The sequence below is a fragment of the Mastigocoleus sp. MO_188.B34 genome, assembly GCF_030065675.1.
Taxonomy (GTDB): domain Bacteria; phylum Cyanobacteriota; class Cyanobacteriia; order Cyanobacteriales; family Nostocaceae; genus Mastigocoleus.
This window is the reverse complement of record NZ_JASJDK010000115.1, coordinates 1-12,454: the sequence shown is the minus strand read 5'-3', so window position 1 is coordinate 12,454 and position 12,454 is coordinate 1. Positions and strand designations below refer to the sequence as shown.

General features: G+C 37.1%; 8 protein-coding genes and 1 pseudogene. 7 read left to right on the top strand and 2 right to left on the bottom strand.

Translation table 11 applies throughout. From position 1 onward, the window contains the following. Positions 1 to 124: 124 nt before the first annotated feature. Both QNJ50_RS22225 and QNJ50_RS22220 read right to left on the bottom strand, forming a co-directional pair. Positions 125 to 673: a rhodanese-like domain-containing protein gene (locus QNJ50_RS22225; protein WP_300639608.1), complete on the bottom strand. Its 549-nt coding sequence runs from the start codon at positions 671 to 673 to the stop codon at positions 125 to 127. 149 nt (positions 674 to 822) lie between these two features. After that, positions 823 to 1,503, bottom strand: coding sequence for an MBL fold metallo-hydrolase (locus QNJ50_RS22220; RefSeq protein WP_366914318.1), 681 nt, complete (start codon positions 1,501 to 1,503; stop codon positions 823 to 825). Positions 1,504 to 1,819: 316 nt separating this feature from the next. Between QNJ50_RS22220 and QNJ50_RS22215 the strand changes: the two genes are divergently transcribed. The 7 genes and pseudogenes from QNJ50_RS22215 to QNJ50_RS22185 all read left to right on the top strand — a co-directional run. After that, complete coding sequence (locus QNJ50_RS22215) at positions 1,820 to 3,139, top strand: FAD/NAD(P)-binding oxidoreductase (protein WP_300639605.1); 1,320 nt, start codon at positions 1,820 to 1,822, stop codon at positions 3,137 to 3,139. A gap of 276 nt (positions 3,140 to 3,415) precedes the next feature. Further along, positions 3,416 to 4,081: pseudogene (locus QNJ50_RS22210) on the top strand (cytochrome ubiquinol oxidase subunit I); the annotation flags it as partial. 476 nt (positions 4,082 to 4,557) lie between these two features. Continuing rightward, positions 4,558 to 4,905 carry a metalloregulator ArsR/SmtB family transcription factor gene (locus QNJ50_RS22205; RefSeq protein WP_300639637.1) on the top strand — a complete coding sequence of 116 codons (348 nt, stop codon included), beginning with the start codon at positions 4,558 to 4,560 and terminating at the stop codon, positions 4,903 to 4,905. A 1,085-nt stretch (positions 4,906 to 5,990) separates the two neighbouring features. Continuing rightward, positions 5,991 to 7,436, top strand: coding sequence for a hypothetical protein (locus QNJ50_RS22200; RefSeq protein ID WP_300639602.1), 1,446 nt, complete (start codon positions 5,991 to 5,993; stop codon positions 7,434 to 7,436). Continuing rightward, on the top strand, positions 7,433 to 8,599 hold the full coding sequence (locus QNJ50_RS22195; protein WP_300639599.1) for a DUF1822 family protein: 1,167 nt from the start codon (positions 7,433 to 7,435) through the stop codon (positions 8,597 to 8,599). Before QNJ50_RS22200 ends, QNJ50_RS22195 begins: the two co-directional genes overlap by 4 nt. Positions 8,600 to 8,909: 310 nt before the next feature. After that, the gene (locus QNJ50_RS22190) at positions 8,910 to 11,402 is read left to right on the top strand and encodes a CHASE2 domain-containing protein (RefSeq protein ID WP_300639596.1); all 2,493 of its coding nucleotides are present in this window, start codon (positions 8,910 to 8,912) and stop codon (positions 11,400 to 11,402) included. A 178-nt stretch (positions 11,403 to 11,580) separates the two neighbouring features. After that, the coding region (locus QNJ50_RS22185) for a tetratricopeptide repeat protein (protein WP_300639593.1) at positions 11,581 to 12,454 on the top strand (874 nt) is incomplete at its 3' end.

Genomic DNA, 12,454 nt, shown 5'->3' with positions numbered 1-12,454 from the left:
TTCCTGGGAAGGAAACAAAATATCGAGTATGAAAAGTTAGTTAGCCTAAGAATGCAGCGGATTTCAGCTAACTAAAATAAATTTATTGTTATCTCTTTAATCGTCTTTGATTCTCTTCAAATTATTAATTTTGATTCCACGGCATCTTTGCTAGTAACATACCTAGAGCACATGTATTAGTTATACCTGCAAATACTAATCCCGATCCAACGAAGCCACTCAGAATTAAAAACCAAGGAGAGACAAACGCACCAAGTAAAGTACCTGTAACGACTAGAGAACCTGCAACTATTTGTACTTGACGCATTATGCTCATAGGTGCATTATTACTCGTTTCAATCGGATATCCTGCTTCTTTCCAAGCATTTAGTCCACCTTCAAGATTAGTCACTTCATTAAAACTAGCTGCAAATAACTTTTGAGCAGCTTGTGCTGAACGTTTACCAGTTTGACAATATAAAACTAATTTTTTCCCTTCATGTACTGGTATTTTTTGTGGATCAAAATTAGAAAGTGATACTCTTGTCGCACCCTGAATTCTTTCTCCAGCAAATTCAACACCTTCTCTTACATCAACTAAAATAACGCTTTCCATCTCCAACCATTTTTTAAGGGTTACAGGATGGATACTTTGTAGACAATTGCCAACTTTTTCCCTGTTAGTTGCTGTCATTTTTCTATTCCTTTGATTATTTACTAGATTTCACATCCAAAACTGATCTTTAGAGTCAGTTATGGAAAAATAGGCAAATCACCCAGTTTTTAAAGTTTAGATATGTTCAAATAATTTTATATATCTGCACCTATGCAGCAGTATTTAAGTTACCGCACTGCTGATTTGCTGGAATACCTTCCATAGTTTCTTTGTGGCATGGGAAGCTTTAAGTTATTCATGAGTTCAATAAATTCATCCCGACTCTTATTAGTAAATCGCGGATTGAGTCTTATTTCTTCCCCAATGGTAGATACTGTATGTCCTCGATAGTCGTGAGCTGGATAAACTAAAGTTTCTGAAGGTAAACTAAAAAGTTTCTGGGTCACAGAATCATATAGCATACCAGAATTTCCACTTTGAAAATCTGTACGTCCACAACCACGAATTAAGAGAGAATCTCCGCTTAATAAGTGAGTCCCATCGATTAAATATGCCATATGGCTATCTGTATGACCGGGAGTTGCGATCGCTTTTATCGATACTTCTCCTATCTGTAAAATTTCTTGGTCTTTAATATATCTATCGGCACATAGTGCGTTAGCATTTTTTGGGACAATACCCAAACAACCAGTTTTTTCCCGAAGTTTGCTCGTGGCGGTAATATGGTCGGCATGTATGTGAGTCTCTAAACAATAACGTAGATTTAATCCCAACTCTTCAAGTATTACTAAATCACGATTTATTTGTTCTAAAACCGGATCTACTAAAACTGCTTCTCGGGTATTGGGATCGGCAATTAGATAAGTATATGTACTTGATTGTTTGTCAAATAATTGGCGAAATAGCATGATGAAAAGCCTCTATATTGAAATTTCCGTAATGGCTCTCTAATCTTTGTTCCCTCGGGAAGTATTTATCTCAAAGAAGATCTATTACTGCTATCCCAGTAGAAGATAACCCAATTGAGTGAGAAGGAGAAATGGGGGAGGATAAAGAAGAGGAGGGAAACATTTTTATAGGTAATCTTACAAATGGGAAGCGAGTAATAGAATGCTAGGTTCATTAAAGAAATGTTAGATTTTCTTTTTATTTGAACATATTACCTGATAGTAATATTATAGCTATAATATTACTCGACATTGTGTAAAGATGCAAATCGAAAAGATGCAAAAGACTTCAAGGACTACTCAACAAAAGGAAGTAGCATCGGGAGATTTTCAGGGAATTCAGCCCAATCTTCACCATCAAATTGTAGTTGTCGGTGGAGGTGCAGCAGGTATAACTGTTGCGGCTCAATTGTTAAATAAAAATAAAAATCTTGATATTGCTATTATCGAGCCATCGGACAAGCATTACTATCAGCCTGCTTGGACTCTTGTTGCGGGAGGAAGATATAAGATTGGGGATACAGTCAAAAATCAAAAAGACTATATTCCTGCAAACGCTAGTTGGATTCAGGCTTATGTAGCTGAGTTTGAGGCAGATAATAACATTGTCATCACTAGGGAAGGACAGCGAATTAATTATGATTATTTAATTGTTTGTCCCGGGATACAAATCGATTGGGATTTAATTAAAGGACTACCCGAAGCCCTTGGAAATGGTGGGGTTACCAGTAATTATTCCCAAAGTTATGCTCCTTATACCTGGGAAAATATCAAAAATTTTCAGGGAGGAACTGCTTTATTTACTTTTCCTGAAACTCCAATCAAATGCGGTGGAGCACCTCAAAAAATTATGTATATGGCTGATGATATTTTCCGTCAAAAAGGCGTGAGGGGAAAAACAAAAATTATTTTCTGTACGGCTAAAGACAAAATGTTTGCAGTTCCAGAATATTGTCGTTCCTTGGAAATGGTAATAAAGCGTAAAGATATAGAAGTAAAATTTCAACATAATCTTAAAGAAATTAGATCGGAAACCAAAGAAGCGATTTTTGAAGTTAGTAGCAAGGAAGGATTAGAGGAAACTAGCATCAAATACGATCTAATTCATGTCGCTCCTCCAATGAGCGCTCCCAATTTCATTAAGCAAAGTCAACTTGCAATAGAATCCGGTTCTAGTAAGGGTTGGGTAAATGTAGATCGAAAAACTCTCCAGCATAATATCTACCCTAATGTTTTTAGCTTGGGTGACGCTTCTTCCCTTCCTACTTCCAAAACAGCAGCAGCAATTCGCAAGCAAGCACCTGTTGTAGTTGAAAATCTTTTAGCATTGATAGAATCCACTGAAATAAATGCTGAATATAATGGTTACACTTGTTGTCCCCTAATTACTGGGTTTGGTAAAACCATAATGGCTGAGTTTGATTATGACAAAAAACCAACCTCGACCTTTCCTTTCGACCCCAAGAAAGAACGTTATAGTATGTGGCTGATGAAACGTCATGTTTTACCTTGGGTATATTGGAGAAGGATGTTAAAAGGAAAACCTTTTGAGGGAGATGTGTTAAAGTTTTTAAAGAAGAATAATTACACACAATAACTTAGACTAATTGCAAAATCGAAAAATTTTGCATATCCCAAACCAAGAGAAGCGAGGTATTTCCGTTACTTTTATTTAAATTTTACTTCGCAAGCGTTCAATACTTTTATGGACAGTTAAGCTAGTTAAAATCCCGTTACCTATACCTAACGTCATCCTATTTCCTATACGTAATTTTTGTGAAGTTGAGTTTCAAAAGTAACATTTAAATGTCGATCGCTTTTCCTCGGTGATATTGGGAAACAATCGAACAAAAGCTAAAAAAAGAATAAGACAATGGATTTTTTATCTGACACCGTAATATTGTCGCGGATGCAGTTTGCTTTGACTAGCATATTTCATATGCTATGGCCCGTACTTACTACTGGTATGGGTATATACTTAGTTATTGTAGAAGGATTATGGTTAAAAACCCGCGACTCCGATTATTATTATCACGCCCGCTTCTGGTCGAAATTATACGTTCTTAACTTCGGAATCGGTGTAGCATCTGGCTTACCCATGGAATTTCAGTTTGGTACCAATTGGGCACCATTCTCAATTGCAGTTGGTGATTTTTTTGGCAGCATCCTGGGATTTGAAGCCTCAATGGCGTTTATGTTAGAGGCTGGTTTTTTAGGTATTATGCTGTTTGGCTGGAATCGCGTTCCACCGATTATGCATTATATCGCTACTATGATGGTTGCTTTTGGCGCTAATCTATCTACCTTCTGGATACTTAGTGCTAATTCTTGGATGCAAACTCCCGTAGGTGGAGAATTAGTTGATGGTAAATTTATAGTTAGGGATTATTTTCAAGCAATTTTTAATCCTTCAATGGCAGCAAGCGTGAGTCACATGTTCTTTGCAACTTTAGAAACCTCACTGTTTGTAATTGGTGGTATTAGTGCTTGGTATATTCTCAATATATTGTTTTCAAAGGTAAAGTTACAGGTAGCCACGATTAAAGTTAATCTGCATACTATTCCAATAAAATTGACTTAATATAGCAATTATATTTTATTTGTGAACAGATAAATTCTGTAAAGACATGCTGTGGTGCGTCTCTATAATATTAATTTTTACCACATGAATGATTTAGGATTGCTATGGTAAGTCCGTTCAAATAGCAATTATTACGATATCCCCACAGGGGATGCGCGAAGCGATCGCAAGGTCTGTCTGCGCAACCCTATAAGCGCATCTTGCGCTGCGCATAACATCTCAGTTCGTATTCTGACTCCTAACTTTTCACTCCTGACTTCTCACTTTTCAATTGCACATAGCGTTATGGTATGTATCTTTTGGCTTAATAGATGCCATACTACCGTATGGTAATATAGTAAATAGCTGAGAAGTTAAGAATTAATATGCCAAAAAACACTTTAAAGAAAAATTATCAACCACAAGAGCAACTTACGCAGCTTGCAGATTGCGGAATGAAAAAGTTGTCTCCCACAGCGATCGCTTTAATGGCAGATTTTTTTAAAGTTCTATCAGAACCCAGCAGATTGCAAATTATTTGTACTTTAAGGTTTGGCTCTAAAAATGTGTCTCAAATTATTAGCGATACTTCTTTAGGACAAGCTAACGTATCCAAGCATCTCAAAGTTTTGACACAAGCAAGTATAGTTAATCGCACTCAACAGGGGATTAATGTTTTTTATCAAATTAGTAATCCTTTTATTTTTGAGTTGTGTGAGTTAGTATGCGATTCTATTTCTTTGCAAATTGAGCAACAAAATGAAAATTTAGAACATCTGAAAAGTATTAAAAGTTCTTTTTAAAGATTTATTTTTGGGTTTCAGTTGCATATTAAATTAACTTAAAAATTGCACTTAGGGCTTTGCAGATTTTTATAGAATACACATGTATATAGTTTTTGCTTAAAGCATTACGCGCTCACCAACTCCTTATTTATTATCTAATTTACTCTCAAACCGTTTACTGAGTAAGGCATATAGAACTTTGAATGTTACCTTATTTACTTCTTTATTGTTGAGTGACAGGTGATTTGGGGAGGGTGGGAAAAATCCTTTGTACAATACCCAAATCAAATGGGTTTTAGAGCGCAGAGTTTCAACACCCCTCTCAGGTTGAGATGGTTTGAGAGAACTGTACACACAATTCATCATTACCAAGGAAGTCGTTTTAGTCGACAAAGACCTTTTTCCCCTATCATGAATGAAGTGAAAGAAATGCAAAGTATATTATTTGCTACTTTAAATAAGCTCAAAAACAACGAATTATTAACTTTAAAACCATTCAAGTAACTTTTCATATGATTTTAAATAAACCGATTCTATATTTACTCTGATTGTCAGTTGGGGTTTAATAATTTCAATTTCCACATTTTTTGAAAGCAAAATCATTAAAATCATCATCACTACACGAGTGAGAATTGTTCGCTGAAGATGAGATTTTTTACTTAAAATCCCTAAGATCTGTATAAGTTTTGAATTTGGGGAATTGTTTAGGTTCTGACTATTTTTTGAGGATTTTTTGATTTTGTTCCAAAGCATAACCGAAAAATTCTTCAGCCCGACACTCTGAAATATCTTGGTAGACTGGTACCCTATGCAGGAAAAAAGCAACATTTCTGGTGAATAAAGCTTTATTTTCGTTTTATTTCCATAGAATTTACATACTCGGTACAACTTTCCAATGATTTGAAATTGCTATTTCCTTGAACAAACACTGCGCTAATCTTTTGTCACAATCAATGTAATGATATTGTCCGTGCGCAAGTCCCAGTATTAAAAGAGTAATTTTCCCAAAAGCTTCTTATTCTAAGGCTGAAAATATCCTAAAAATGCATAGGGTCAACATTTTCCCAGATATATAAGGGTGAGTTGAAACTTGATTCAACATTTTGAGTTGGAGTATTTTAGCTGGAGTAGTTGTAGTGGAATGGAACAGTCAAGATTCACAATATTCGAAGTATCTAAAGTACTATACACTGTATCTAATCAGTCTTGGCAAGTGTCAAGGAAAAGAGATTCTAGAAGCGAAGGAGTTTCTTATTAAACTAATTTCTCGATTTGCTACTGCTGAGGAATTTCCCGAGGAGCGAGAGATAGTTGGACAACTGTGGAAACTATATAAATCGGAAAATCCAGAAACACCGGCTGAATTATGTTTGCGTTGCTTAATATCTCAATATATCAAAATTCAATGCCATAGTTTAGCAAAACTATATGGCGAAAAACATAATTTTACAGTGGAGGATTTATTACCTTTGGTGCTTGATAGTACTGATCCTTCATTAAATAATGACAATCATCGCTCCCTCACTGTCCGGGTTATGGAAAGCTTTGATGGGGAGAAAAAAAGTAGTTTATCGGTTTGGGTTAAAATTCTAGTCAGGAGCGATCGCGAATTAAAAAGATTTCTCCTGGAACATGGTATCGAACAGGTGACGGATTGGTTACTGCTGAAACAACATAGTAGTAGTCAATTAAAGCGGATTTTGTCGGATTTCTATAATTATAGTTCGAGTCAGATCGCACAACTCACAGAATTATTAGCAAGTTATCAAAAGGTTTATTTAGCTCAGATTCAAGCTGCTCGCAAACAGATTAATCGAGAGCGTAAACAACAAGGATTGAGAAGTAGCACAACTCCTTATCCCGCACCAAACCATCAGCAGTTATGTTCTATGGCTGAGCATTTATTACCAGTTTGGAAATTGTCTGCGGAGGAAGTTCTTGCAGAGTTACAAAATCTCGCTCAATTAATTCGAAATTATAAGGCTAGTTGTGGGAAGGGTATTACACAAGCAAGTCGAGGTCAAGGAACTACAAATTTATCTGTTAATACTGCTGAGGATGAAGATATTTTAAATGTTGGCGATCGCCAACTGTTACAAAAATGTTTAATTGCTTCAATTCACGAGGTAACGGAAGAACGATTTAATTATTTACAAAACAAGAGAAATAAAAGGGGTAAACAGTTTTTACAAGGACTTTATTTCTACCATTGTCAGCATGTTCCCATGGGAGAAATGGCTGAGAAGTTAGGGTTAAATAATCAGTCTCAGGTGAGTAGGTTACTGGATTTAAAAAACTTTCGTGCTGATATTGGAAGAAGAACTTTAATTAAACTACGTTCCCAGGTGATAGAAATAGCTCAAGCTTATGCTTCTGCGAGTCAGTTGAAGAATTTAGAAGCCAGAATTCAAGATTTTCTCGATCAAAAAATCGACAATTTAATTCAAGAAGCACAAAAGGAATCGAGTATTAGTAAAAATCGAGAAATGACAAGCAAGTTATCGCGAGCTATTTGTCAATATTTGGATATAAGGAAGGGAGGAAAATGAATAATAATAGTAATGATTTACATAAAAATATACTTGCTTTTAAGGAATTAGAAATAATTAATTTAGAACCGGAGCAAACTGATGAGGCTTGGAAAATTGTGGAAAATTTCCAATCTCATTCTTTACAAGTTTATTTTCAAGCTTTAGGATTTGTTGGGTTTAGAGAATGGTTACAAAAGCGAGAACCTAATCTTGTGGTAGATACCAGAGAAAGTTCTCTATCTCATCCGGAATCTGCTCGAGGAATTAATGCGGTGTGTAATGTGCGGGTGGGAGAATTTAAAGTTTGTTTGCTTCCCACTGTTGGTTTTAGTGATGAGTTAGTTAGTATTCCTCTGGTTGCGATCGATGAACCTGAATTTGCAGCTCATTTTTATGTTGTAGTTGGGGTGGAAGATGATTTAGAACTTGCTGCGGTGAGGGGATTTATCCGCTATGACAATTTAGTGGAACTGACTCGGAGAATTTCAGTTTTATCAGATGATACTTATGAAGTTAGTTTTGCTGATTTTCAACAACAAACCGGTGATTTATTACTTTATTTACAGTGTTTATCTGCGGTAGATATTCCATTACCTATTTCTCAAAATTCCCATGATTGCGGCGATATTATTCAAGGTCAGAGCAAAAAATATCTGCAAAAAGCGATGAATGTGGGGCTATGGTTCCAAAATAAATTGGATGAAGTTGCTCAAGAATTATCTTGGAATTTATTAGCTACACCTTCCCCTTTACGGTTCAACAAATCAACTGCAACTCCTGCGGAAGATTTAGAAGATATTTTGAGTCAAATTGAGGATGTGGAAATCCCTGCGATCGCTGCTCGGAGTTACGGAAATATTCAGTTAGGGGAAACTCAACTGCGACTCTATGCATTAACTTGGTGTTTACCCGAAACTCCAGAAGAATGGAGTTTACTAGTGATTTTGGGAGCAATTCCCGGAAATAATCCACCCTTTGGAGTGAAGTTGCAAATTAGTGATTTGACAGAGGTTTTAGATGAGCAGGTATTAGAAATCGATCGCGATGGGGGAAGTTCCACCGTAGGTGAACATGATTGTTTGTACGCTCAAATTGTCGGAGATAAACAAGAGAAGTTTTTGGTGACGGTTACTGCTGCGAATGGGGAAGCTGAAAGTTCGGTTCTATTTGGGTTTTGTTAGTAGAGCGCAGGAACAGGTGAGCAGAAGAGCAGGAATTGTAGAGACGTTCCATGGAACGTCTTTAATGGAACATCTTTAGGACAAGTTTTCCAGGTTAAATCCCATTGAATTAAACACAAACATAGCGTTACGCGCAAATTAAAAGTCAAAATATGACCTGCGGTCATGCTGAGAACGCGCTACACGAAGGCTACAAAAGTCAAAAGTCTAGTGATTATAGGCTTTAACCTTCACTAATGTCCTAACCTAATTACGTAGTGCTATATAAACACAGATAAAAACAAAAACTAATACAATCTAATCCAATACAATGACTCTAATTAGAACCTTTAATCTCAAAGTAATTAAAATCCAAGGCAGTTGTAATTTTGAATTATGCTGGGGGAAAGGACTGAGTATCTCTGCTCAAGTCGATTATCCCGATTCCCTGAATAATAGTTACACACAATGGCGAGAAGCTTATCTTAATTGTTACACAAATCTGCGAGCGAAAGTTGTAAAAAAAGGGAGTGTAAAAACCCCCACAAAAGATCGAGAAGGAATACTTAGAGAAGCAGAAGCTCATTTTTTGTCGGAGTTCCATCGCTGGTTGCGCAGCGAAAAGTTATATGAAATTCGCGAAACTATTACCAAACAAATTATTACCAAACAAACTATTATTCATAGTGGACAGGATAGCCCAAATTCTCGCGACACCCATCGCTGGGTGGATGTGTTACTCACTTGCGATTCTTCAGAGTTAACCCGTTTACCTTGGGAGTTTTGGGAAATTAATACTCAGCTATCAGTACCGGGTAGCAGAACTATTCGCTTCGCGCGGGTTCCTCGCACAATTCGCGACTCTCCCATATCCCCCATTGCTCGGAAAGCTAGGGTGTTAGCAATTTTGGGTGACGATAAAGGGTTAAACTTTCAAGAGGAAAAACAAGCTTTACGTAGTTTATCCAGGGTTGCTGAGGTAGAATTTACAGGATGGCAACCCAATAAATATCAAGATATTTCTCAACTTAAAGCAGAGATTGTCGAAAAAATTAGCAACCCCAAAGGTTGGGATATCTTATTTTTCGCCGGACATAGCAATGAAACCCCCCACACCGGAGGAGAATTGAGCATTGCTCCCAATGCTGGGTTCGCTATTCAAGATATTGCAAAATCTTTGCAACAAGCACGCGATCGCAACGCGCGGGGTGATCGCGGACTACAATTTGCAATTTTTAATTCTTGCAGTGGTATATCCATTGCTGAAGCTTTGATTGATTTGGGTTTACCGCAAGTTGCGGTGATGCGGGAACCAATCCACAATAATGTAGCACAAGAGTTTTTGGTACAGTTTCTCAACAGTTTGGCTGACTATAAGGATGTCCATGAAGCTTTATTGGATGCTTGTGGTTTTCTCAAGGACACCAAGAATCTCACTTATCCTTCTACTTACCTGATTCCTTCCCTATTTCGTCATCCCCAATCCCAATTATTTCGTCTCAAACCCTTTGGAGTTTGGCGCAATTTACAAAGTTGGTTACCAACGAAAAGGGAAGCTGTTTATTTAGGAATCTTTATCATTCTGAGTTTAATACCTGATTTCCAAGATTTACTGCTGGAATCGCGATTGTTGATGCAAGCTGCTTATCATCAATTGACTCACAGTAATGAAAATTATTTCCCAACTCCCCAGGAAAAACCACCTATTTTACTGGTTCAAATCGATCAGGACTCACTCGACAAAGATAACCTTCAACTAGTTAATGGGCGTTATATGGATTACAGCTATTTAGCTAGAATTATTGAGCGATTAGTTGAAAACAAGGCTCAAGTAATTGGGGTAGATTACATTTTAGATCGGGATAAACAACAACCAGCAAATAGTCGCAAATTACAACAAACTGTAAGTAAAGCTATTGATCAAGGGACTTGGTTTGTTTGGGGTGCCAATGAAACCGATAATCTGGGGGTTAGTCCCGAAATTGCCAATCTAAATCGTAGTATGTCAGGAGACATAACTTTATATGATTGGTATGTAGAATTACCGCAAAGCAACTGTTCCGATAGCTGTCCCTTTGCTTATCTGCTTACTGCATCTCACTGTTTGCTCCAAAAGCATAGCGATACTGTTAAATTACCTCAACCCCAGCAAAGTCAAACTAATTTTCGCGACTCAGTAATTGCATCAATTTATTCACAGGAACAAAAAACAGATTTTCTCCAGAAATTGCAATCCCCTGCAATTAATAATTTCTTTCAATGGTTTCAACCTGTAATTGACTATTCTATTCCTCCTCAACAAGCATATGAAACCATTTCCGCCTGTGAATTTCTGGGTACTTGTACCCCCACACCAGCAGTTGCAAGAGCAAATATCCAAGGCAAAATCATTATTATTGCACCTGGTGGATATAAACAAGCGGGAGTAGATAAGGTTGGGGAAGATAATTCTTCTGTTCCCCTTCCTATTGCTTTTTGGCGCGGTGGAAAAGGATGGAATGATTTTTTTAAGGGTAAAGCAACTTTTACCGGTGGTGAAGCCCATGCTTATACAGTTAGCCATTTCTTAAATCAGCGGTTATTAGTACCAATTCCCAATTTTTTTATGGTGTTGATTGCGGCTGTAGTAGGTAAATTTATTACTAAAATCTTACGGAATCATCCCCGGAGAATGGAACTTGATTTGATGGTGTTGGGGAGTACCACCATAGTTTATGTCTTCATTAGTTTCCAGGTTTACATTTCTCAAGGGGTGTTGATACCTATATTCTTTCCCTTTGTTGTCTTGGCGAATTATACCCGTTTAGCTTGGAAAGGTAGCTAAGATAACTTTTTTATAATCATCACAATAAAGAAAGCACTTTCTAACCATTAGCTCAGTCAATGAATGAGTGCGTAAATCCTAATTTAAATCAAAAGCCTGAAAATTGCATAGGCTCACATGATTCCCAGATATATATGTTTGGAAAAACTATTCAGTTGATTGAATAAGTGTAAATCCTATGAAATTGAATAAATGTGTTCTCTTAGCTCTAATTACCGTATCACTAAGCATTTCCCAATCTTGGAAAGTTAATTTAAAACTGAAACTTTTCGATTCCACTGCAGTTGCTCAAACTGTAAGCGATCATAAAGCCGAAGCTGACAGATTATTTGAGCAAGGTAACAAACAATATGGCAGGAGTCAATTTAAACAAGCCTTAAAGTCTTGGGAGAAATCATTAACCATTTATCGAGAAATTGGAAATAGCCAAGGTATTGCTAATTCTCTGGGGAATCTGGGACTTGCTTACGATAGTTTGGGGGATTACCCCAAAGCTATTCAATACCATCACCAATCTTTAGCTATCTCAAAGAAAATCGGTAATCCTTTCGGTCAAGGTCAATCTCTGAATAATCTGGGACTTGCTTACGATAGTTTTGGGGATTACCCCAAAGCTATTCAATACCATCACCAATCTTTAGCTATCTTTAAGAAAATCGGTTATCCTTTCGGTCAAGGTCAATCTCTGAACAATCTGGGAAACACTTACTACCGTTTGGGGGATTACCCCAAAGCTATTCAATACCATCACCAATCTTTAGCTATCAAAAAGCAAATCGGTTATCCTTTGGGTCAAGCTCAATCTCTGGGGAGTCTGGGAGTTGCTTACTACCGTTTGGGGGATTACCCCAAAGCTATTCAATACCATCACCAATCTTTAGCTATCTCAAAGAAAATCGGTTATCCTTTGGGTCAAGCTCAGTCTCTGGGGAATCTGGGAAACACTTACTACCGTTTGGGGGATTACCCCAAAGCTATTCAATACCATCACCAATCTTTAGCTATCAAAAAGCAAATCGGTTATCCTTTGGGTCAAGCTCAATCTCTGGGGA